This is a genomic window from Actinomadura luteofluorescens, assembly GCF_013409365.1.
GTDB lineage: Bacteria > Actinomycetota > Actinomycetes > Streptosporangiales > Streptosporangiaceae > Spirillospora > Spirillospora luteofluorescens.
In genome coordinates this window covers 5,893,423-5,915,686 of record NZ_JACCBA010000001.1, presented here as the reverse complement: position 1 = coordinate 5,915,686, position 22,264 = coordinate 5,893,423, and the positions used below count along the sequence as shown (strand labels likewise).

At 73.2% G+C, this 22,264-nt stretch carries 16 protein-coding genes and 1 pseudogene; 5 read left to right on the top strand and 12 right to left on the bottom strand.

Annotation, left to right across the window (positions count from 1 at the left end; genetic code table 11):
• Window positions 1–103 precede the first annotated feature (103 nt).
• Both BJY14_RS27510 and BJY14_RS27505 read left to right on the top strand, forming a co-directional pair.
• Window positions 104–916, top strand: a complete 813-nt coding sequence (locus BJY14_RS27510; protein ID WP_179846246.1) for a crotonase/enoyl-CoA hydratase family protein — start codon at window positions 104–106, stop codon at window positions 914–916.
• 104 nt (window positions 917–1,020) lie between these two features.
• On the top strand, window positions 1,021–1,419 hold the full coding sequence (locus BJY14_RS27505) for a hypothetical protein (protein ID WP_179846245.1): 399 nt from the start codon (window positions 1,021–1,023) through the stop codon (window positions 1,417–1,419).
• Between the two features lie 137 nt (window positions 1,420–1,556).
• On the opposite strand, the gene BJY14_RS27500 is transcribed toward BJY14_RS27505, so the two are convergent.
• From BJY14_RS27500 to pgfA, 3 genes are all read right to left on the bottom strand, one after another.
• Window positions 1,557–2,675: a hypothetical protein gene (locus BJY14_RS27500; protein WP_179846244.1), complete on the bottom strand. Its 1,119-nt coding sequence runs from the start codon at window positions 2,673–2,675 to the stop codon at window positions 1,557–1,559.
• A gap of 164 nt (window positions 2,676–2,839) precedes the next feature.
• Complete coding sequence (locus tag BJY14_RS27495) at window positions 2,840–3,949, bottom strand: NAD(P)H-dependent flavin oxidoreductase (protein WP_179846243.1); 1,110 nt, start codon at window positions 3,947–3,949, stop codon at window positions 2,840–2,842.
• A gap of 286 nt (window positions 3,950–4,235) precedes the next feature.
• Entirely contained in the window at window positions 4,236–5,471 is a 1,236-nt protein-coding gene (pgfA, locus tag BJY14_RS27490; protein WP_246396138.1) for a cell envelope lipid trafficking protein PgfA, read from the bottom strand.
• 110 nt (window positions 5,472–5,581) lie between these two features.
• On the opposite strand from pgfA, the gene BJY14_RS27485 reads away from it, so the two are divergent.
• Window positions 5,582–6,373: a class I SAM-dependent methyltransferase gene (locus BJY14_RS27485; protein ID WP_179846242.1), complete on the top strand. Its 792-nt coding sequence runs from the start codon at window positions 5,582–5,584 to the stop codon at window positions 6,371–6,373.
• A gap of 144 nt (window positions 6,374–6,517) precedes the next feature.
• Complete coding sequence (locus BJY14_RS27480) at window positions 6,518–7,720, top strand: acyltransferase family protein (RefSeq protein WP_312879433.1); 1,203 nt, start codon at window positions 6,518–6,520, stop codon at window positions 7,718–7,720.
• Between the two features lie 1,021 nt (window positions 7,721–8,741).
• Here the strand turns inward: BJY14_RS27480 and BJY14_RS45660 are convergent.
• From BJY14_RS45660 to BJY14_RS27445, 9 genes and pseudogenes are all read right to left on the bottom strand, one after another.
• A pseudogene (locus tag BJY14_RS45660) lies at window positions 8,742–11,915 on the bottom strand (alpha-(1->3)-arabinofuranosyltransferase domain-containing protein); the annotation flags it as partial.
• Window positions 11,916–11,951: 36 nt separating this feature from the next.
• Window positions 11,952–13,136: a glycosyltransferase family 4 protein gene (locus BJY14_RS27475; RefSeq protein ID WP_179846240.1), complete on the bottom strand. Its 1,185-nt coding sequence runs from the start codon at window positions 13,134–13,136 to the stop codon at window positions 11,952–11,954.
• Window positions 13,133–14,062: a glycosyltransferase gene (locus tag BJY14_RS27470; RefSeq protein WP_179846239.1), complete on the bottom strand. Its 930-nt coding sequence runs from the start codon at window positions 14,060–14,062 to the stop codon at window positions 13,133–13,135. The genes BJY14_RS27475 and BJY14_RS27470 overlap by 4 nt, the downstream gene beginning before the upstream one ends.
• Window positions 14,063–14,075: 13 nt before the next feature.
• Window positions 14,076–14,207 carry a hypothetical protein gene (locus BJY14_RS46715; protein ID WP_258942032.1) on the bottom strand — a complete coding sequence of 44 codons (132 nt, stop codon included), beginning with the start codon at window positions 14,205–14,207 and terminating at the stop codon, window positions 14,076–14,078.
• Window positions 14,207–15,919, bottom strand: a complete 1,713-nt coding sequence (locus BJY14_RS27465; RefSeq protein WP_179846238.1) for an MmpA family trehalose lipid delivery protein — start codon at window positions 15,917–15,919, stop codon at window positions 14,207–14,209. The genes BJY14_RS46715 and BJY14_RS27465 overlap by 1 nt, the downstream gene beginning before the upstream one ends.
• Before the next feature lie 30 nt (window positions 15,920–15,949).
• Window positions 15,950–18,082 (bottom strand): acyl-CoA dehydrogenase family protein, encoded by a 2,133-nt coding sequence (locus BJY14_RS27460; RefSeq protein ID WP_179846237.1) that lies wholly within the window; start codon window positions 18,080–18,082, stop codon window positions 15,950–15,952.
• 66 nt (window positions 18,083–18,148) lie between these two features.
• The gene (locus BJY14_RS27455) at window positions 18,149–19,390 is read right to left on the bottom strand and encodes a flagellar basal body-associated FliL family protein (RefSeq protein WP_179846236.1); all 1,242 of its coding nucleotides are present in this window, start codon (window positions 19,388–19,390) and stop codon (window positions 18,149–18,151) included.
• A 99-nt stretch (window positions 19,391–19,489) separates the two neighbouring features.
• Complete coding sequence (locus BJY14_RS27450; RefSeq protein ID WP_312879430.1) at window positions 19,490–20,428, bottom strand: EI24 domain-containing protein; 939 nt, start codon at window positions 20,426–20,428, stop codon at window positions 19,490–19,492.
• An 11-nt stretch (window positions 20,429–20,439) separates the two neighbouring features.
• Entirely contained in the window at window positions 20,440–21,309 is an 870-nt protein-coding gene (locus BJY14_RS27445; RefSeq protein WP_179846235.1) for an SDR family NAD(P)-dependent oxidoreductase, read from the bottom strand.
• A gap of 85 nt (window positions 21,310–21,394) precedes the next feature.
• Between BJY14_RS27445 and BJY14_RS27440 the strand changes: the two genes are divergently transcribed.
• Window positions 21,395–22,264: a TIGR03619 family F420-dependent LLM class oxidoreductase gene (locus BJY14_RS27440; protein ID WP_179846234.1), complete on the top strand. Its 870-nt coding sequence runs from the start codon at window positions 21,395–21,397 to the stop codon at window positions 22,262–22,264.

Below are 22,264 nucleotides of genomic sequence, written 5' to 3'. Positions count from 1 at the left end.
CAGAGAAAGTAGATCACGTTCTCGTTTTGCAGTTCAACCCCTACCGGTAGGGCAACGGCTTAACTAGAATCTGTTCTCGTTTGCTATCTGAGCTGGAGGAACCATGACGGAACGGCTGCCGATCAGCACCGAGCACTGCACCGTGGAGCGCGACGGGCACGTCGTCATCGTCACGATGAACCGCCCGGAGGCGCGCAACGCGCTCAGCTCGTCCATGCTGGTGGGCCTCGCCGACGCCTGGACCTACATCTCCGACACCCCCGAGGTCCGCGTCGCCATCCTCACCGGGGCCGAGGGCACGTTCTGCGCGGGCGCCGACCTGAAGGCGATGGGACAGCAGCCGTCCGACCCGCGCGTCCAGGAGCGGATGGCGCAGATCCCCAACTTCCACTGGAAGGGCCTGCTGCGCGAGGGCCAGCCGACCAAGCCGCTCATCTGCGCCATCGAGGGCTACGCTGTGGCCGGCGGCACCGAGCTGCTCGTCGGCACCGACCTGCGCGTGGTCGCCGAGGGCGCCACCCTCGGCCTGTACGAGGCGAAGCGCGGCCTGTTCCCCATGGGCGGCTCCGCGATCCGGCTCCCCCGCCAGATCGGCTACGCCAACGCGATGGACATCCTGCTGACCGCCCGTTCGGTCACCCCGCGGGAGGCCCTCGCGATGGGCCTGATCAACAAGATCGTCCCGGACGGGCAGGCGCTCGCCGCCGCCCGCGAGCTGGCCGACCAGATCGCCGCCTGCGGCCCCCTCGCCGTCCAGGGCATCCTGCGCACCTACCGCGAGACCCAGCACCTGTCCGAGGAGGACGCCCTCAAGATCTCCGACGAGATCGGCTGGCCGGTCATCGGCTCCGAGGACGCCAAGGAGGGCTCGCGCGCCTTCAAGGAGAAGCGCCCGCCCGTCTACCACGGCAAGTGACGTCCAGCCCGGCAGTAATGGGCTGTCCGTAAATAGGGGCCGGGTTTGCGGGGCGCCTCGCGTGGCATCGCCTGGGGCGAAGGCGAGCACGGAAGGACCTGGCCATGGCCCTGCATCTGGGACGCAAGCACGAGACGCCGGAGGAGGCGTCCCCCCGTCCGCCCCGGCGGGCGCTCTGGCGGCGGACGGACGGCACCGCCGTCCAGCGCAAGCCGCCGCGGTGGCGGCGCACCAGGCCGAACCCCGTCAGCGCGATGATCATGGCGGCGGGCTGGGCGGCGGTCGCGATCCTCGCCCTCGGCATGCTGCTGACGTGGGGCGGCGCGAACCCCGGGAACACCCTGGTGGACGCCACGCTCGACGCGGGACGCTGGCTCGCCACGCCGTTCCACGACGTCTTCACGCGCAGCGACCCCGAGGAGCAGCTCTACATCAACTGGGCCCTCGCCGGCGCCGTCTACTACCTCCTGGCCCGCGCGCTGTCCTGGATGACCCGCTTCTGACCCGCCTCCGGCCCGCCCGCGGGTCGAGGATCCCGCCGGAGGCGCGGGAAGAGCCGCCGCCCCGGACGTGAACGGACCGGCGCCCGCCCCTGGACGACAGTTCTACGGGGGCGGGCGCCGGTCCGGTCAGATCAACGTCAGTTGCTGCGCCAGTGGGCCAGGTCGGCCCACCCGGTCGCGCTGTTGCTCGTCCAACCGACCGCCCACATGGTCGTGGTGCCCGGGCGGAGCGCCAGCTCCGCGGGGACGGCCTTCGTCCCGGTGGGCTGGGCCAGGGTCTCGTCGGACCAGACCCCCGCCGCGGTGCGGTGGCGCATGGCGGTGCCGGCGGAGACCCAGATACCGCCCGCGCCATCCGAGGCGACGTTGGTCAGGTAGGTCCCGGGAGCGCCGAGGACGTTGCTCCACGCGGTGCCGTTCCAGTGCGCCAGCACCGAACGCGAGACCCTCTTACCCGACTCGTCCAGCACCCGCACGGACCCGACCGCCCAGACGTCGTTCTCAGAGGCGGCGTACACGTCGCTCAGGGTGGACGCGATCTCACTCTTGGCGTCCACGCCGTCGATCTTGGGGAACGGGACGGTGCTCCACGCGGTGCCGTTCCAGTGGGCCGCGGCGGGCAGCCCCTCGCCCGCCCAGCCGACCGCCCACGCGCTGGTGGGCGAGACGGCCGTGATCGCGCGCGGCTTGATCCCGATCGGGGTGTCGGCCCAGGCCGTGCCGTTCCAGTGCTTGGCCGCCGTGCTGCTGACCACCCATGTGCTGCCGGAGCCCGCGGTGGCGATGTCGCTGGGCTGGAAGCTCAGCGGGACCTTGAACGTGCTCCAGGCCGTGCCGTTCCAGCGCAGCACGGCGTGGGAGTCGCCCGAGGTGTTGAGCTGGGCGGCCAGCCACAGGTTCGACGTCGACGTGGCCGCGGCGGCGTTGAAGCGGTACGGGGCCGCTGCCGCCGGCAGTGTCACGTTGCTCCAGGTGTCGCCGGTCAGGCGCTGGAGGATCGGCTTGTAGACGCCGCTCGCCTGCCGGCCGCCGGCGGCCCACATGGTGCCGTCCGGTGCCGCGGTCAGACCGCTGAGGCTGGTTCCGGTGTCGGTGTTCGGGCTGCTCTGGACGAGCGGCCACGTGGTCGCTGCGGCGCCCGCGACGGACGCCGCGCGGTGCTCGCCCGGCCGCGCCGCGGTGATCCCGACGGCGGCGACCGCCCCCAGGGCGAGGGCGGACCCCGCGAACACGGCGAGCCTTCTGCTTCTCTTCACCCGATACCTTCCCCGTTGAATGATCTTGGTGCGGCCACACCGTAACAGCGATCACCGGCGATATCCGGGCTTTAATGATCTTCGTCCGGCCGCCGCGCGGCCGGGAACGCGTGCGGCCCCGGCCGGCGCCGGGAGGATCGGCGCCGGCCGGGGCCTTCGGGCGGTCAGCCTTCGGTGATGGCGTTGAGGCGCTCGATCGCCTCGACGTACTCCTCGATCAGGTCGTAGACCACCTGGGCGGCCGGCCTCACCTGGTTCATCGATCCGACGATCTGGCCCACCGGGAAGGTGACCAGCTCGCCGTCGCCGGACCGCTGGATCCGGGGCAGGGCGTCGGCGATCAGCATGAACTGCATGGGCATCGGGAGGTAGCCCGGCGAGTTCTCGCTCTCCCACGCCTCGGTCCACGCCGTCTTGAGGAAGCGCGCGGGCTTGCCCGTCCAGGCCCGGGACCGGACCGTGTCGCGGGACGTGGCGCCCAGCAGCTTCGGCAGGGCCCGCTCGGGGGTGTCGGCCTCGTCGACCGTCAGCCAGATCGAGCCCGTCCAGACGCCGTCCGCGCCGAGCGCCATGCCGGCGGCCATCTGGCGGCCCCGGCCGATGCCGCCCGCCGCGAGCACGATGGTGTCCTTCCCGACGGCGTCGACGACCTCGGGGATGAGGACCATCGTGGCGACGTCGCCGGTGTGCCCGCCGGCCTCGGTGCCCTGCGCGACGATGATGTCCACGCCGACCTCGACCTGCTTGCGGGCGTGCCGGGCGTTGGAGGCCAGCCCCGCGACCTTCACGCCGTGCTCGTGCGCCTGCGCGACGACGTCCGCCGGGGGCGGGCCGAGGGCGTTGGCCAGCAGCGCGATCGGGTGCTTGAGCGCGACCTCGACCTGCGGCCGCGCGGTCACGTCCGTCCAGCCGAGCAGCGCCTTGCCGGCCTGCTCGCCGCGCGGCTCCACGCCGTGCTCGGCCAGCAGGTTCTCCAGGAACTCCCGGTGCTGCGCCGGGATCATGCCCTGCAGCCTGCCGAGCAGCTCCTCGGCGTCGCCGACGTCGGCGCCCTCGTACTTGGCGGGCATCACGACGTCCACGCCGTAGGGCTTGCCCCCCACGTGCTCGTCGATCCACTTCAGCTCGAGTTCGAGCTCCTCGGGGGTGAAGTGCAGGGCGCCGAGGACGCCCATGCCGCCGGCGCGGCTCACCGCCGCGACCACGTCGCGGCAATGACTGAACGCGAAGATCGGGTACTCGATGCCGAATAGTTCGGTGACTCGTGTCCGCACAGCCTCGACCCTAGGCGCGGACCCACAAAACTGCAACAGGTTCTAGTTAGGAATCTCATCCCGGACGCATGCGTGCAGGGCTTCTAGAACACGTATCAGCAAGGATCTCCGGGGCCTGCGGCCGACGCGCGGCGGCACACCGCGGGCGCGGGCCGGAGGCCACAGGGGAGCACGGGGGCGCCGCTCAGGGGGCGGCGCTCACCGCGCCATGAACGTCGCGGCGGAAGGTGGCGAGAACGGCACGAATGCGGCCGGACGCACGCGGCGAGCCGGGCCGCCTGCGGGGTCAGCGGCGTTTCGCGGGGCCCGCAGCCCTGCGCTGCTGGCGCTGGCTGAGGGGGGCCGGGCGGCGCGACTCGGGCGGCCCCGCGGAGGGGACGACGGGCGCGGCGGACTCGGTGGGCACCGCGGACGGCTTGGACGGGCCGGGCGGACCGGACGGCCTCGGCGGTCCGGGCGCGGTCATGTCGCCGAACTTGCCGTCGGGGCGGCGCGGGGCCTCCAGGGGTGGGGCCTCCCGGCGGCCCATGCCGAGGTAGCCGCCGACGAACAGCAGGATCAGGCCGAGCAGGACGCCGGTGGCGGGGACGTAGCTGCGCACCATGTCGATCTGCAGGGCGGTGCTGTTCGCCATGTCGACCAGGCCCCGCTGGTCCCGGTCGACGGTGATGAGGTCGGCCTGCGCGACGATCATCGAGCCCCGGCCGTCGGACGTGCGGACGGTGCTGCGGATGTTCTCGCGGTGCTTGACCGGGATGCCCGTGCGCGGGTCGACCCAGACGGTGTTGTAGGCCTCCGTGTACCGGTCGACCTTCTGGTTGCCCGCGTCCTTGGGCAGGCCCAGCATCTTCGCGGGCAGCTTGGCGTCCAGCGAGGCCGTCTTGGTCAGCGGGATCGTCTGGGTGAAACGGTACGTCGTCAGCCCGTGGACCTTCTCGACGGCGTTGAACTGCATCGGCGCCGTCTGCCTGGTCGTCATGTCGTAGAAGGGATAGTCCTTCTTCTGGACGTTCGCGATGGGGAACAGCAGCCCGTATCCGACCATCCGGACACCGTTGTCGCCGTCGACGTTGGCGCCGCAGCAGTTGGTCAGGACGCCCGTCCGGCGGTCGAAGGCGATGCGGTAGCCCTGGATCTGGACGGGCTTGTCCGGCTTCGCCTGGTTGTAGATGTTGGTGGTGGAGTCCCAGACGGCGATGTCGTCGTTGCCCTCGTTGGCGCGGACGTCCCCGCGGACGGTGTTCTTGGCCAGCAGGGTGACGCCGGTCTTGAGCTTGACGTCGGCCTCGTCGAAGTATGTCGAGTCCTTCGACTCCAGGTTCGTCACCTGGTAGCGGTTCAGGGGCGCGACGACCACCTGGTCGGCCACGTAGAAACGGACGAGCGGCGCGAGCGTGAGGAAGAACGCGCCAAGGCCGATCAGGACCAGGCCGACCGGTCGCCGCATGAACACCTCCGGGGCTGCCGTCGCGCGCACGGCGGGCGGGGGCCGCGCCGAGCCGCCGGGCCCCGCCTCCAGCATGTCCGGGTCACCCTACCGGACCGCTGTACTGGTCGGTAAGCTCCCCGTTACCTTGCGGGCGCCCGATCGGCGGGAGGGCCGGGCGGGACGACGGAGACGGTGAGGTGGCGATGGCGGCGCCCCCCAGGTGGGACGAAGCGCGTCCGGAGCACGGGCACCGGGCCACGCTGGCGCGGTCGGTCCGGTTGCTGAGCGCGTTCCGGCGCGAGCAGAGCGAACCGGAGTACTTCTACGAGCTGATGGCGCGCGACACCGTCGCGCAGCTCGGCTCGTACACCGACCTCGCGGGAGCGACCGTAATCGACGTGGGAACCGGTTCCGGGTTCTTCGCCCGCGCGCTGACGTCGGCGGGAGCGCGCTGCACCGGCATCGACCACGACCTCTCCGAACTGACCGCGCACGCCGTCGACGTACCCAACACCCTCGTCGGGAGCGCGCTGGCCCTCCCCTTCCAGACGGGGTCGGTCGATGTGTGCTTCTCCTCGAACGTCCTGGAACACGTCCCCGAACCCTGGCGCATGGCCGACGAGATGGTCAGGGTGACCAGGCCGGGCGGGACGGTCTTCCTGTCGTTCACCAACTGGCTGTCCCCATGGGGCGGCCACGAGACATCCCCCTGGCACTATCTCGGCGGCGACCGGGCCGCGCGCCGGTACGAGCGCCGAAACGGTTTCCCACCGAAGAACCGCTTCGGACTCGGCCTGCATCCGGTATCGGTGTCGTCGGCGCTCAGATGGGCCCGCGCAAACGACCAGGTGACCGTCCTCGACGCCCTACCCCGCTACCACCCCCGCTGGGCCGAGCCCATCGTCCGCGTCCCAGGCCTACGCGAGATAGCCACCTGGAACCTCGTCCTCGTCCTCCAAAAGCACGGCACTCCCAAAGAAGCCCGACGTGCTTAGGAAGCTCAGCGAACCCGGGAACCCTGGCGAACCCGAAGAGCTCAGCGAACCCCGGGAGCCCGACCTGCGCGGGAAGTCTGGCGTGTTCGAGGGGCCTGGCTCGTGAGGTCTGCCGAGCAGGGGGGACAGGCCGTGGTGCCGCCAGTGTCGGGGCATCAGGACACCCTGGACGGTCTTCGGGCCGTGGCGGCACTCGTCGTGCTGGTCTTCCACGTCGCGAGCGCGGCCGGTTCGATCACCAACCCGAACGGTGCGCGGTGGCTGTTCAACGGTGGTCAGGTGGGCGTGCCGATCTTCTTCGCGCTGTCCGGGCTGCTGCTCTACCGCCCTTGGGCGGCGGCCGTCCTGGAGGGGCGGGCCACTCCGCGGACGGCCGAATATCTGCGCAGGCGCGTGTTCCGCATCCTGCCCGCGTACTGGGCCGTGGTCGTCGTCTTCATGCTCACGGCCGGGCGCGACCACATCGGCGACCCGCTGACCTGGGGTTCGCTGCTCACCCTGACGCAGACCTACCTGCCCGACCCGTGGTGGAACGGCGACCTCGGGCCCGCGCAGCTCGGGCAGATGTGGAGCCTCGTCGTCGAGGCCGGCTGGTACGTGCTGCTCCCGTTCACCGCGGCCGCCCTCTCCTGGTACGCGCGCCGGACGCGCAGCGGCGATCCCGGCGTGCGCGCCAGGCGGCTCCTCGTCGGGATCGGCGTGTACGCGGCGCTGTCGCTGCCGTGGACCGTCCTGATGTTCGTCCCGGAGCGGCACACCGGGATGGGGGTCTGGCTTCCGCGGTACTTCGCCTGGTTCGCGATCGGGATGGCGCTCGCGGTGGTGACGGTGTGGGCGCGGCTGGACGAGCGCCGTCCCGTGGCCGCGGTGTGCCGCGCCGTGTCGGACTCGTGGGCGGCGTGCTGGGTCGCGGCGGCGATGCTGTACGTGGTGGCGGCGACCCCTGCCGCCGGGCCGCTCAGCCTCCAGACACCGGACGCGTTCTGGACGTCCCTGCTGCACGTGGTCGTCTTCGGGCTGTGCGCGGCGGCGCTCGTGGCGCCGGTCGCCTTGGCTCCGGCGGATCATCCGGCGCTCGGCGCGATCCTGGGGAATCCGGTGATGCGGTTCCTCGGCCGGATCTCCTACGGCGTGTTCCTGTGGCAGCTCCTGATCATCATCGCCTGGTACGACGCGACCGGCCGCGGCTTCCGGGGGAACGTCGTGACGGATCTGCCGCTGATGGCTGCGGCGACCATCGCAGCGGGGGCCCTGACCCACTATCTGGTGGAGTGGCCGGTCCAGCGCCTGACCCGGCGCCGGGCCCCGTCCCGTCCGGCGGACCCTGCCCGGGCGCCGTCCAGCTGAGCGAGATCGGGCCGCCGGAACCGCCACCGGGCGGCTTCGGCCGCCACAGTTCGACCGCGAGCCGCCCGACGATCACGAGGCCGAGCAGCTGCGGGACGATGTCGCCGAGCGGGCCGGACGGGGCCGCCGGGTTGTCGAGCCGGACGCCGGCGGCGAGGCAGCCCGCCCCGGCGAGCATGGCGAGCGCGACCGGCCACGGCGAGGCGAGGGCGCGCGGTACGGCGGAGCGGCGGGTGCGGGCCCAGCCGCAGGCGGCGGCGACCGCGACCGTGACGGCGAGGCCGGGCAGCCCGGCGATCCAGCCGCCGAGCGCGGCGGCCAGGCCGATCGCCGCCCACGCGGGCCAGCCCGTCCCGGCGACGAGGGCGCGGGGCTCCGGGCGGCGCCGGCCGCGGCGCCCGGACGGCCGGACGGCGACCAGCAGCAGGACGAGCAGCAGGCTGAGGCCCGCGACCACGGCGGTCCGCTGCGCCCGGTCGGGGGTGTAGGCCAGCTCGACGACGCCGCGGGTTCCCTTCGGGACGACCCAGCCCTGCTTCCAGCCGTCCAGGCGGACGGCCCGGAGCTCGGTGCCGCCGACGGTCGCGCGCCACCCGGCGTTGAAGTTCTCGTTCACCGTGAGGAAGGAGGCGGTGGCGGCGTCGACCTCGACCCTGCGCTTGCCGGTCCCCCAGCTGAGCACCTTGACCTGCCGCGGTGGCCGGGCCTCCGCCGCGCCGGGCTTCGCGCCGACCGTGACGGTGTCGAGGCGGTAGGGGTCGAACGGCACGGACGCCAGCCGGTTCCGGCCCGCCTGGAGCGCGGCCGGCGTGCACGAACTGAACCGCAGCGGCCGGCCCGCGAGCAGGTCGCCGAGCGTGCCGGTCGCCTTGGTCCGGACGGTGGCACCGTCGATCCGCAGCTTCGGGCCGTACCCGCAGGGCAGCCGCAGCGGGAGGCCTCGGACGTCGGGCATCGGCTTGACGCCGGGGATGACGAGGTCGGTCACCTGGATGGGCTGGGCCTGGCTCTCCCGGAAGAAGGTGAACGTGACCCGGTCGGTCGCCATCGGGGCGAACGCCAGCCTGCCCTGGACGTCGGACAGCCCTTCACGTGTCTGGCCCCTCTCCCCCTCGACCCGGATGCGCATCGGCCCCGACGCGGTGGGCGGACGGGTGACGGTGACGGCCGCCAGCCGTTTGCGGCCCTTCCACCGGACGGTGTACGTGGGCGCCTCGTCCCTCTCCCCCGCGATCCAGGCCGTCTGCGGGTCGCCGTCGAAGCCCGACCTCGGCTGGTCGGCGGGATGGTCGGCCAGGACCGAGCTCGCGGTGACGGCCGGCTGCCCGCGGGCGGTGGTGAAGCGCTCGACGAGCCGCCGGTCGGTGAGCACGGCCGTCCCGGTGACGGCGGCCCTGCCCGCGGCGGCGGACGTGAACGTCCGGTCGAACCCCGCCTCCTCCTCGTCACCGGACCCGAGGGACGGCGAGCACACCCAGCGGCGGCTGCCCTTCACGCACTCGCCCGCGGCGCCCTGCGCCCGGCTCATCACGTACGTGGCGGGCCCGTCGACGCCGGCGGGCGCGGGCATCGTGAACGTGCGGGCGGGCCGGACGCCGCCGATCGACAGCTCCGCCACGCCCGCGCGGGCGAACCCCGCAACGAGGGGCTCGGAGGCCAGCCCGAGGATCCGCAGCCGCAGCCAGCGGGTCGTGCCGGAGGGCGCGCGGAGGGGCTGCCCGGTCACGATCTTCTGGACGTCCTGCCGCACCGTTCCGTTCTCGGTCTCGACGGCGACGCGCGAGACGGCCGGGCCGAGGGACCCGTCCTGGAGGAACGCGGCGGTGAGGCTCCGGACCTCGCGGGGCCGGTCGAAGTCGACGCGGAGCCACTGCCCGACCGGCCCCTTCCAGCCGCCCGTCTTCCAGGCGGTGAACTGGTCGCCGTCGAGCGCCGCGAACGGGGTCGCCTCGGGCTCGCGCGCCTGCGGGACGGCGTCGTCGCCCGCCGCCGACGTGGACGCCGTGACGTCGCGGACGCCGCCGCCGTACGTCACGTGGGTCGCGTAGCGCTTCCAGCCCGTGTCCAGGACGTCGGCGGCCTCGCCCGCGCGGCCGGCGGTCAGCGTCGGGGACGTCTGGTGCAGCTCGCCGAAGTTGCGGCGCAGCAGGCGGGGCGAGTCGGTCACGACCGGGGCGCCCTTGAGGTCGCCGGCGTCGTCGTCCAGCAGGACGGGGCCGCTCGGCAGCGTGCCGCCGTCGGCCATGGGCAGCAGCGACTCGGGCCCTCCGTACACGCGGACGGGGTTCTCGGCGTCGGCGAGATTCGCGACGCCGGCGGCGCCGTCGACCTCGTAGACCTCCAGCGCCGGGTACTTCTGGTCGACGGCGGTCACCGCGTCGTCGGCGTCGGTGCCGACGGGGGCGCCGAACGCGGCGACCCTCCGCATCCCGGGCGAGTCGCCGAGCGCCTGGTGGAGGCGGGCGGGCCAGGCGCCGCGCAGCGTCTCGCGCCGCAGGTCATTACGGACCAGGACGTACCGGACGCCCATCCGGCCGAGGAAGGCGCTCAGGCCCGGCGAGCCCTGCCCGGAGCGGACCTGCTGGTCGATCGCGTCGAGCGCGCGCGTGTACCCGGGCGACCCGGCGGGGACGAGCTGCCGGACGCCCCACCGCGCCGACAGCAGCGGCTGCACGATGTCGTCCATGGGGCGGCCCCACAGGTACTCGCCGAACGGCGCGCCGGGGACGGCCAGCACTCCCTGCCGCCCGGCCCGCGTGTTGATCCACGCCGCGGCGTCCCGCCAGTACCCGGGCACGTCCTTGAACTCGCCCGGCCCGGACAGGCCGTGCGAGGCGGCGGTGACGCCGATGCCGCCGAGCGCGACGGCGGCGGCCACCGGCAGGCCGAGCAGCGACCTCAGCGTCAGGCCGGGGGCCGGCCCGGCGGCGCGGCCCCGCGCGCCGGCCGCGGCGCGGCGGGCCGCGGCGACGAGCGCGTGGGCGAGGCCGAGCGCGAGCGGCAGCCGGACGACCGCGTCGAACTTGTGCAGGTTGCGCAGCGGGGCGAGCGGGCCGTCCAGCAGGTCGCGCAGCTGCCCGGCGAACGGGCCCGGCAGGTCACTGAGGTGGCCCATCGACAGGATCGCCAGCCCGGCGAGCAGCGTGAGCAGCAGGAACGTCCGCTCGGGCAGGAGCCGGCTCAGCAGCCCGGCGAGCCCGAGCGCGGCGACCAGGCCCGTGCAGACGATCGCCACGGGGCCGAGCGAGAGGCCGTGCCCGACCGGCCACCAGACCTGCCCGTCCACGATCAGGTAGTTGACCCAGCGCTCCGCGCCGCGCAGGACGTTGATCAGGCCGGTCGGCCCCGCGGTCGTCCGCGCCTTCTCGGTGTAGGTCAGCCAGGAGAACCCGTACGTCCCGGTGAGCAGCAGGGGGGCGAGCCACCAGGCCACGGCCGCGGCCGCCGCCGCCGACCACCACGCGAGCGTCCGCGCCCGGAAGGACCCGCGCGGCCGCGTCAGCACGTAGACGACCGGGACGACGAGCACGGCGACGGTCGCGGTCGCGTTGACGCCGCCGCAGCAGGCGATCGCCAGGCCCGACCGGGCCGCCGCCCTGAGCCGCCCCGTCTCGCCGGACGCGGCGCCGACCAGCGGCAGGACGATCCAGGGCAGCATCGCGACCGGCAGGTACTCCGAGGAGATCTGCCCGAGCGTGGCCAGGCCGTTCGGGGCCAGCGCGTAGGCCATCGCGGCGAACAGGCGGGCGCCCTGCCCGTCCCCGGCGGCGCCTCCACCGGCACCGAAGCCGAGGCGGCCCGCGAGGCGCCAGGTGCCGATGAACGCCAGGCACATCAGCAGCGCCAGCCAGAACCGCTGGGTGATCCACGCGGGCATCCCGGCGACGTCGCCGAGCGCGAAGAACGGGCCCATCGGGAACAGGTAGCCGACGGCCTGGTTCTGGAGCTGGCCGAACTGCTCGGGGTCCCACAGGTGCAGGGAGCGGCCGAGGAACCCGAGCGGGTTCACCGCCATGTCGATCTTGGTGTCGGCCAGGATCGCGCCGGGCCGGGTGCCGAACGCGAGCGCGGTCAGCGCGAGGCAGCACGCGAAAACGCGCAGCCGCTCCCGCACCCGGCCCGCGACGTCCGGACCGTCCGGCACGGGTCGGCGGGACGCGCCGGCGCGGGGCGGATTCGCCTCTCCCACGGCCATGCTCGCCCTCTGCCCCTCTCTGTGCTGCCCCGGGCGTCAGCCGGGGTGTCCGTCACCGTACCTTCGCCCGCCCCGCGCGCCGTCCGGCCCGGCCCGGACGGCGGAGGCGACGAGCTCCCGCATCAGCGCGGCGGTGCGCGCCCAGTCGAACTCTGCCGCCCACCTCTGACATTCCGTGGCGATGCGATCACGCTCCGCGCGTTCGCCCAGGTCCTTGAGGGCGCGCCGGACGACGTCGGCCTGGTCGTCGCCCTCGCGGACGAGCCATCCGGTGGACCCGTCGCGGACGGCGTCGCGCAGGCCGTCCACGTCGTGCGCGACGGTCGGGACGCCGAGCGCGGCGGCCTCGATGACGCTGAGGCCCCAGCCCTCCCCCTGGGATGTGCTGAGGTGCAGGTCGGCGCGGGCGACCAGGGCCGACTTCACGTTCTCGGGGACGTAACCGTGCGCGATGACGACCTTCTCCAAGCCACGGGATCTGATTTCCGCTGCGAGAGCACCCGCCTCTGGGCCGTCCCCGATGATGTGGAGCTTCACCCCGGGATGGGTCTCGGCAAGGTCGCCGGCAAGGTCGAGGAGCAGAGGGAGTCGTTTGTGCGGCACGAGCCGGGTCACGCAGACGAGATCGGGGCCTCCGGCGGGTTCCGTGACCGCGCCCTCGGGTTCGGCGACCACCGTTCCGTTGGGGACGACGTGGGTCGGGCCGGTCCAGCCCAGGCGTTCCCTGACGGCGCGTTGCGTGGACGGCGAGACGACCACGAACGCATGCCGCCGGTACGTCCAGCGGCTCACCGGCCCCTCCAGGACTTGGCCGACCCACGCAAGCCATCCGGGGAAGTACAGGCCGAACTGGGCGTCGTGCACATGGTGGATGACGCAGAACACCGGGACACGGCGCGGCATGACCCACGGCGTGAAGAAAGGGATCCCGTTCTGGCAGTCAACGATCGCGTCGAAGCGTCGCCGTCTGAGGCGAAACCCCAGCATCCACAGCAGGACGAGGGGGTAGACGGTGAAACGGCCGCCGAGACGCACGAACTCCACGTCCTCGACGCGTTCCCTGCGTTTCTGCCCCGGCGCCCTGCTCGTCACGTAGTGGACGCGGGTTCCTTCACCGGCGAACCTGCGTGCGAGTTCCCACGCGTAGCGTTCGGCGCCGCCTGCGGAGGGATGCCAGGGATCCCGCCAGTTGACGACCGCCAGCCGCAGGTTCTCGCTCATCCCGTCTTCGCGCGCGACGTGTGAACGTTCTCTGCCAGTGCGGCCGCGTTCGACAGACCGACCGGACCCGACAGGCCGACCGGACCTGCCAGGGCGATGGGCTCCGACAGGACGACCGGCACCGTGCTCGGCTCACCGAACACCGCCCGCAGCGGCACCATCGGAAGGTTCGGCTTCACCGGGATGACGGGCAACCGGACTCCGGCGCGTGCGCGGATCCGGGCCAGGTCGAGCAGGCATTGCAGAGAATGCCGCCGGACCGAGAACGTCGATCCCGGACGGTCGCGCCAGACCACCGGGATGTCCGTCACGGACGCTCCGCGCCGCACGCAGTGGGCGAGGAGTTCGACGTCGAACGAGAAGCCCGCCGTGTGCAGGTCCGCTGCGGCGGCCCGTCCCAGCGGGCCGTAGAAGAACTTGAACCCGCACTGGGTGTCGGGGATGCCGCCCACGAGGTCGCGGACGATCCGGTTGAAGGTGATGGCGCCGAGGCGCCTGACGGGCAGTGCGTACCCCTGGACGACCGACCGACCGTGGCGCCTTGACCCGACCACGACCGGGCGGCCCTCGCGCAGCAGGACGATGGCTTCGTCCAGCGCGGCGAGGTCTGTTGCCATATCGGCGTCCATGAAGCCCACGTAAGGGGCTTTCGTCGCGAGCAGTCCGGCGCGGACCGCCGCTCCCTTTCCCCGGCGCTCGCAGCGCACCAGCCGGACGGGGACCGGCCCGTCCCAGGACTCGACGATGCCGGCCGTCCCGTCGGTGCTGGCGTTGTCGACGACGATGACCTCGGCCCGCCCCGCGAGCCCCGCAAGCCCCGCGAGCTTGGCGCACAGCAGATCGAGCCCCGCCGGAAGCCGGTCGGCCTCGTTGAAGGCGGGAACGACGATCTCCAGAAGTGCGGGCCGGTCACGCCTTGTCCCCATCAGGGCCTACACGTCACCGGGAGCCGTAGTTGTACAGCGGCTTGATGACGGGGTCCTTCTGGGAGGCGCTTGCGAGCTGGACGGCGCCGAACGACGCTCCGGAGGCCAGCAGGACGCCGACGATTGCGGCGATGGCGATGCGCATCAGGGGGTCCTTCGTCGGGGATGGGGTCTGCGGGGCTTGATACCGCCGAGTAACGGGAAGCTCAGAGTAGTCCTTGAGGCCGCGATTGACCAGAAAACGGCGAGACCGGTCAGCACCCACGCGGCCACCACGGGCGCCACCGGCACCGCGTCCCGGACCCCGCCCCCGGCCCCGTCGATCCGGTAGACGACCAGGTCAGGGCCGCGCAGCACCTCCGTGGCCGCGCCGGAGGGGCGGTTGGCGCCGGGCTCCGCGTCCACGACGACGTACCGTACGCCCTCGTCACGCAGCGTCGCCGCCGGCGGTGTTCCGGTCCGCGCGACGGGCGCGAGCTTGACGGCCCTGGGGTCCTCGGGCGCGACGGTCGTGCCGCCCACGGTGACGGCGTCGTCCACGACGACGCGGCGGTGCAGATAGCGGGGCATCGGGTCGAGAACCCGGCGGCCGCCGTTCCACGGGTAGCTCCGGTAGGACGCCCAGGGAAGGACCAGAACGTCTCCGGGGGCGGGGTCGCCGTCGATGATCTGCCGTGCGCGTGCCCAGTCGTCCGGGTATCGGACGGACCGCAAGTCGCCCGCCGCACCCCATGCCAGCGTCGGCAGCAGGAGGACCGGGGCCGCCACCGCGGCGGCGGCCACTCCCGGCCACCGGGCCTCGGCCGCCCGGTCGGCGGCCACCCCCAGACCCACGGCGACCACGACGGCGAGCGGCGCGACGAACTGCTGCCCGTCCCGGAGGACGGCGAACCCCGGCCAGAGGTCGATGACCCCTTCGAGGACGCGCGCCGCCACCGCTCCCAGAGCCGCGACGGCGAACCCGGCCGCCGCCGCGACGGCAGCGCCCCGCCGCCAGACCGGCTCGCGGCACCATCTTCCGTAGGCGGCCAGCGCGACCACCACCACGACCAGCCAGATCGTCGCGACGACCGGCGCCCCGTAGCCGCTCGGGACCGTCTCGCCGTTCCACACCCCGCCGAGCAGGAGCAGGCTGCCGAGCGTCCCGAACGGGGTGTCCGCCCTGGCCGCGAACAGGCCGACGGCCGTCCCGTCCCCCGGCAGGCCCGCGGGGCGCAGCGCCCCCGGCACCAGCCAGGGCAGGCTGAGCACGCCCGCGGCCGCCACGACCCGCAGGCCGGCGCGGTAGCGTCCGGCACCCGGCGCGGTCACGAGGGCGACGGCCAGGGCCGTCATGGCGGAGACCGCCAGGGCCGCGAATCCGCCGATCGCGGCGGGGAGCAGGGAGCGGACGAGGCGGCGGCCGCCGCCGGGTTCGTCCGTCCGCGCGGCCGCGGCCACCACCCAGGGCAGGGCCGCGTAGCCGAAGAGCAGCGCCCACTGCCCGAGCAGCAGCCGTTCGGCGACGAACGGGTTCCACGCGTAGCAGACCCCGGCGGCCAGGCGCGGCAGCAGCCGGGGCGACGGCACCAGCGACGCCGCCGACGTGCACGCCATCACGAAGACCGCCAGCAGGACGAGCTTCTGCACCGCGTCCGCAGGGACGACCGCGGCGAGCGCGGTGACGAACGCGTCGCTCGGCACGTGCCGGGGCACGACGCCGGTCAACCCGAACGTCAGGCGGGTGAACGCCGGGTCGGGCACGAACACCATGTCGTAGGACAGCACGAAGCCGGGCGCGAGCCCCGGCCCGAGTGCCGCGAGCCCGAGCCCGAGGCCGGTCAGGGCGGCCACCAGGTGCCGCGTCCGGTCGGTCAAGCAGTCCGCTCCCGCATGTGAGCCTGGACGCTACCCGACCGGCTCGGGGTCGCGGGGCAGGCCGAGGATCCGCTCGCCGATCACGTTCAGGTTGACCTCGGTGGTGCCGCCGCCGATCGTCATCGCCCGGGAGGCGAGCAGGTAGCGGGTCCAGCGGGCGCGCAGGGGGTCGCGGCGCCCGCCGGTCAGGGCGCCCTCCTCGCCGAGCAGCGTGAACCCGAACTCGGTGACCTGCTGGCCGTGCTCCATCGCCACCAGCTTGCGGACGTTCGCCGTCGCGCCCGGGTCGGTGCCCGACAGCCGCTTGAGCGTGGCGCGCAGCCCGAGCAGGGCGAACGCGTGCTCGTCGCAGGCCAGCCGCCCGATCCCGTCGCGGACGAGGGGGTCGGCGTCCAGGCCGAGCTCCGCCGCGAGGTCGAGCAGCTTGGGCAGGTCCCCGCCGAGCTGGAAGCTGCTCGTCAGGCCGACCCGCTCGTTCGCCAGCGTCGTGCGGGCCACCCGCCAGCCCTCGTTGACCGGGCCGACGACGAGGTCGTCCGGCACGAACACCCCGTCGAGGAACACCTCATTGAACACGGCGTCGCCGGTGCACTCGCGCAGCGGGCGGACCTCGATGCCGGGCGAGGCCATGTCGACGAGGAAGTAGGTGATCCCGTCGTGCTTGCGACGGTCCGGATCGGTGCGCGCGACGCAGATCGCCCACCGCGCCTCGCGGGCCAGCGACGTCCAGATCTTCTGCCCGGTGATCGTCCAGCCGCCCTCGGCGCGCTCGGCGCGGGTCCGCAGCCCGGCGAGGTCGGAGCCCGCGCCCGGCTCGGAGAACAGCTGGCACCAGATGATCTCACCGCGCAGCGTCGGCGGCAGGAACCGCTCCCGCTGCTCGGGCGTCCCGTACCGGACCAGCGACGGGACGACCCACGCCGCGATCATCAGCGGCACCGGGCGCACGTTCGCCGCCCTGAGCTCCTGCTGGATCACGATCTGTTCGAGGGGACCGGCGTCGCGTCCCCACGGCTTCGGCAGGTGCGGCGTCACCCAGCCGCCCTCGGCCATCGCGGCGCGCTGTTCGAGCGGTTCCATCGCGGCGAGCTCGGCGACGCGTGCCCGGATCTCCTCGCGGACCGGCGCCGCGTCCTCGGCCAGCTCGATGCTCATCGGGCGGCGGACGCCCCCGACCGCGAGCGCGGCGACGTTCGCGCGATGCGCGCTCGCCCGTCCCAGGAGCGCGCGCAGAGTGAGGGCCCGCCGGTAGAGAAGGTGGGCATCGTGCTCATAGGTGTAGCCGATGCCCCCATGGACCTGGATGTTGCCTTCGGTGCAGGTGACGGCGGCGTCCGCTGCCAGGGCGGCTGCTACTCCGACGGCGTAGGCGCGCTGCTCCTCTGGCTCGTCCAGAGCGCGCGCGGCGTCCCATACCGCCGCCCTGGCGCGCTCGACGGCGATGAGCATTCGCGCGCACTTGTGCTTGACGCCTTGGAACTGCCCGATCGGACGGCCGAACTGCTCGCGCAGCTCCGCGTACGCGACGGCGTCGTCCAAGGCACGTCCTGCCACGCCGCACGCTTCGGCCCCTAGTAGGACGGCGGCGAGCGCATGCACGTCCACGCCGCTGATGATGCAGTCGTCTGGAAGGGACACGTTCTCGACCGTGACCGCTCCCACCGGACGGGTGATGTCGAGCGACTCCAGCGGCTCGACGGTGACGTCGCCCCGCCGTAGGACGGCCCAGCGGTCACCGGCCGGAAGCACGAAGACGTCGGCCAGGGGCGCGCCCAGCACCGGCCGAACCGTCCCGGAGACGGTGGAGCCGTCGATGTCGAGGCCGCCCGAGAGGCCGATCGCGGCCTTGCGGTCTCCCGTGACGAGCCCGCCCACCTCGACCCCGGCGGCGTGCAGGATCGCGGACGCGAGCACGGTCGGCGCGTACGGGCCGGGAACGAGCGCCCGGCCCAGCTCCTCCAGAACGACGGCCTGCTCCAGGATGCCGAAGCCCTCGCCGCCTGCGTCCTCGGGCAGGTGCAGGCCGAGCAGCCCCTGCTCGGCGAGTGCGGGCCAGAAGCCCGTGTCGGCGTTCCGGACGGCCTCCCGTGTGACGGCCCGCTCGGCGAAGCCGCGCACCGACGCCGCCAGCGCCTCGTGTTCCTCGGTCAGCCCGATGGCCATGGCCACACCTTTCTCAGGGGTGGCCCCAGCGTATTAGAACGCGATTCGGCTGTCAGGAGGGGACGGTCAGGAGGCGATCTTGAGCTGCCCGAGGAACTGGTTGACGTCCCGCCACTGCTTGCGGTTCGTGTTCGGCATCGACGCGAACACCACCGCGGGCGCCTTCCGGCCGGTGTCGACCACCGCCATCGCGACGATCTCACCGGTCGCGCGCACCCCGGACCGCTTGTAGGTGAGGTACGAGGCCACCAGCCAGCCCTTGTGGCCGTCGACGTTCAGGGCCTGCGACGCCAGCGGCGCCGTCTTGTGGGGGAACGCGTAGTACTGCGCCTCGTAGCCCTTCGCGGCCAGCCCGGCCACGGTCTTCACACTGTCCGGCCCCTGGTAGGAGCTCTGCAGGGTCGGGATCAGTGTGCCGGTGAGGAGCTGCCCGTACCAGTACCGCCCCGCGTGCCGCTCGGTCAGGAGGATCTGCTGCCCCGACCAACCGGGCGTGCCCAGCTTGTTCTTCTTCGTGGGCACCTGCCAGGGAGCCGCCAGCCGCGGGTACGACAGCCCGGAGTGGACGTCGTTGACCCGCCCGAGCATGCGGCTCGGCTTCCCGGGGAACGTCGCGAGGCGCTTGTCAGGCGGCATGTCCACCGGCGCGGCCTCGGACTGCTCCGCCGCGGCCCGCCGGTCGGCGTTGCCGGACGTGTCGGCGGGCTCGTCGTCGCCGCTCTTCATGAAGTACACGCCGCCGGCCGCGAGCAGCGCGACCACCAGCAGGCCGATCCCGCCGAACAGCACGAGCCGGGAGCGGCCGCCGCCCCCGTCCAGGACGTCGCGCTCCGGCTTCGGCGAGCCGCCGAGCTTGGCGTCCGCGGCGCTCTCGTCCGCCATCCAGTCGGGCATCTGCCAGTTGCCGCTGCTCGGCTTGCCGGGCTTGGCCGGCTGCCCGGACCCGGTCGGGACGGCCGGGACGTACTTGTCGTCGCCGCCGCCGTCGTCGTCGCCCTCCTCGAAAAGCGACCCCTCCCACTGGGGAGCCTCCTCGGCCACGGGCGCGACCTTGACGTCCTCGGGGTCGGGCTCCTCGCTAGCCGCGGGCTCCGGACGCCGGGTCTCGACCTTGCCCCAGACGTCGTGCGTCCCGGCGCCCTCGCCGGCCGAGAAGTCGGTGCGGCCCGTCGGCGGGGGCACCGGCACCTCCGGCACCTTCGGCTCGGGGAAGGCCGCCTGCGGCCCGGTCGTGCCGTCCGCGCCGTCCCGCGGCTCGCTCTCGCTCATTTCGGTCCAGCGCACACTGCGCTCCCCCTGATCGGACATGCGGCACACGTTACGCCAAGATCACTCGTGCCGTTCCGGCCGGTCATCACGCTCAGGACACATCTTCTCATCGCCTCGGTGGCGACGTCCCACGCCTCGTCAGCCGGGACTCGTCAGGCCCGCCTCGGCCGGCGGCTCGTCGGCCAGGCGTTCCCGTGCCAGCAGCGTCCCGCCGGCCACCGCGCCCGGCATCGCGAGCACCGCGCCCAGGGGGATGAGAAACACCACAAAGGTCGCCGCGCCGAACCCGACGGCGAGCGGGCGGTGCGTCCTCAGCCGCGCGAACCGGTCCCGGCGCCGCAGCCCGCGCCGCTCCAGCGCGATCGACGTCAGCTCGCCCGCGAGGAAGTAGCCCGACACGAGCGCCGCGACCACCGGCACGACCGTCTGCCCCACCACCGGCAGGAACCCGCAGGCGAAGAACACGACCGCGAACACCAGCGCAACGGCCCCGAGGATCAGCGCGTCCTTGAGGGCCCGTCCGATCTGGACCAGCAGCGGGACGTCCGGCTCCGGCGGCGCGCCGCCCTGCGACTCCTCCACCCGGACCGCGATGGCCTCGTAGAACGGGTCGCCCACCAGCAGCGTCACCGCCGTGAACGTGATGATCGCCAGGAACAGGGCCGACCCGTACAGCGCGATCCCGGCCACGACCCGCACCGACGTCCGCGCCGCGTCCGACCAGCCGTCGGCGAACCCCGTCACCCATCCGGCCAGGTCGTCGATCCGGTACGCCAGGAACACCAGCGCCGCGACGTACACCGCCAGGACGATCAGCGCGGGGATCAGCCCGAACAGCCACTGGGCCGGATGCCGCGCCGTCCACCCGATGCCGCGCAGCAGGTAGCCCACGCCGTTGAAGAAGTCCTTGAACGCGGACGGCCGCTCCCGCGACTGCGGGGCGGGCGGCTGCGGCTGCCAGCCGGGTGGTTGCGGCTGCTGGGCGGGACGGGGCGGCTGCGGGCCCGGCGGCGGGCCCGGCTGCGGCGGGCCGCTCCAGGCGCCCGGCCGGTCCGGCGGTCCGTACGGTTGGCTCACGCACCCTGACCCTATAGGGCGGGAAGCCCCACAAGACGAACAGAACGGTCCCACACCGCACGCCGCAGTTCCGGATCCTTCAGGGCCTCCACCGTCGGCAGCATCCCGGCGCCCGGCGTCGAGCTGTAGTAAGCACCGCTGCGGCCCTCGAACTCCTCGTCCAGCGCGAGCCGCAGGGCCATCCGCGCCCCCTGCGCCGGCGTCCGCATCATCGGGGTGTGCGAGAACAGGGCCAGGGCGCGCTCGGTCCCGCGGACGTCCCTGCCCAGGCTCGTCGCGACGAAGCCGGGGCAGACCGCGTTCGCCGTGACGCCGCTGCCCTCCATCCGCCTGGCCAGTTCCTGCGCGAACAGGATGTTGAGCAGCTTCGACCGCCCGTACACGCGCAGCGCCCCGGCCGGCCCGTACGAACCGGGCTCGGCCATCCGCTCGACGTCGATCCGGTCCGAGAACCGGTGCGCCTCCGACGCCATGATCACGACCCGCGACGGCGCGCCCTTCTCCAGCAGCCCGAGCAGCAGGTTCGTCAGCAGGAACGGCCCCAGATGGTTCGTCGCGACCACGCGGTCGTACCCGTCCGCGCTGACCTTGGCCCGCAGCAGGTACACGCCCGCGTTGTCGACCAGCACGTCCAGCCGGTCGAACCGCTCCTCCAGCGACGCCGCGACCCGCCGGACGTCCATCTGCACCGACAGGTCCCCGATGAACGTCTCGACCCGCGCGCCCGGCACGTCCGCCGTCAGCTCCTCCACCGTCGCGGCGGCGCGCAGCTCGTTCCGGCAGACGATCCCCACCAGCAGCCCGGCCCGGGCCAGCCCGCGCGCGATCTCCTTGCCGATCCCGGACGTCCCTCCGGTGACGATCGCGATCCTGCGCTCCATGCCCCCACCGAACCACCCCCCGCACCCCCGGGCAACAGCGCGGCGCCCCTGGCACCGAAGTGGAACACGTTCTAGTATTTCCGGCATGAGGTTCACCTACGCCGAGGCGATGACCGATCCGTCGTTCTACCTGCCGCTGGCCAAGGCCGCCGAGGAGGCCGGGTACACGAGCATGTCGGTCGCCGACTCGCTGGTGTACCCGAAGGAGTCGGACTCGGTGTATCCGTACACCGCGGACGGGAACCGGGACTTCCTGGAGGACAAGCCCTTCATCGAGACGTTCACGCTGATCGCGGCCATGGGCGCGGTGACCACCCGCCTGCGGTTCACGCCGTTCGTGCTGAAACTGCCGGTGCGTCCCCCCGTCCTGGTGGCCAAGCAGGCGACGTCGATCGCGTGCCTGACCGGCGGGCGGCTCGGCCTCGGCGTCGGGCTCAGCCCGTGGCGTGAGGACTTCGAGGTGATGGGCGTCCCGTGGGAGCGGCGCGGGAAGCGGATGGACGAGGCCATCGACATCGTGCGGGGGCTCAGCCGCGGCGGGTACTTCGAGTACCACGGCGAGCACTTCGACGTCCCGGCGCTCAAGATCTGCCCGGCACAGCCCTTCCCTATCCTGGTCGGCGGGCACAGCGAGGCCGCGCTGCGCCGCGCCGTCGTGCGCGGCGACGGCTGGATGCACGCGGGCGGCGGCGACGACCTGGACGACCTGCTCGCCCGGCTGGGGCGCATCCGCGAGGCGGAGGGCAAGGCCGGCGCCCCCTTCGAGGTGCACGTGATCTCGATGGACGCCTACACGCCCGACGGGGTGCGGCGGCTGGAGGACAAAGGCGTCACCGACGTGATCGTCGGCTTCCGGATGCCCTACGCCAAGGGGCCCGACACCGAGCCGCTGGACAAGAAGATCGAGCACCTCGAACGGTTCGCCGAGACCGTCATCGCCGCCACCGCCTCCTGA

Excerpts from the sequence above, each read along its gene's own strand:
- BJY14_RS27510 (WP_179846246.1), top strand. The coding sequence starts at position 104 with ATGACGGAACGGCTGCCGATCAGCACCGAGCACTGCACCGTGGAGCGC.
- BJY14_RS27505 (WP_179846245.1), top strand. The coding sequence starts at position 1,021 with ATGGCCCTGCATCTGGGACGCAAGCACGAGACGCCGGAGGAGGCGTCC.
- pgfA (WP_246396138.1), bottom strand. The coding sequence starts at position 5,471 with ATGCTGGAGGCGGGGCCCGGCGGCTCGGCGCGGCCCCCGCCCGCCGTG.
- BJY14_RS27485 (WP_179846242.1), top strand. The coding sequence starts at position 5,582 with ATGGCGGCGCCCCCCAGGTGGGACGAAGCGCGTCCGGAGCACGGGCAC.
- BJY14_RS27475 (WP_179846240.1), bottom strand. The coding sequence starts at position 13,136 with ATGAGCGAGAACCTGCGGCTGGCGGTCGTCAACTGGCGGGATCCCTGG.
- BJY14_RS27470 (WP_179846239.1), bottom strand. The coding sequence starts at position 14,062 with ATGGGGACAAGGCGTGACCGGCCCGCACTTCTGGAGATCGTCGTTCCC.
- BJY14_RS46715 (WP_258942032.1), bottom strand. The coding sequence starts at position 14,207 with ATGCGCATCGCCATCGCCGCAATCGTCGGCGTCCTGCTGGCCTCCGGA.
- BJY14_RS27460 (WP_179846237.1), bottom strand. The coding sequence starts at position 18,082 with ATGGCCATCGGGCTGACCGAGGAACACGAGGCGCTGGCGGCGTCGGTG.
- BJY14_RS27455 (WP_179846236.1), bottom strand. The coding sequence starts at position 19,390 with ATGTCCGATCAGGGGGAGCGCAGTGTGCGCTGGACCGAAATGAGCGAG.
- BJY14_RS27445 (WP_179846235.1), bottom strand. The coding sequence starts at position 21,309 with ATGGAGCGCAGGATCGCGATCGTCACCGGAGGGACGTCCGGGATCGGC.
- BJY14_RS27440 (WP_179846234.1), top strand. The coding sequence starts at position 21,395 with ATGAGGTTCACCTACGCCGAGGCGATGACCGATCCGTCGTTCTACCTG.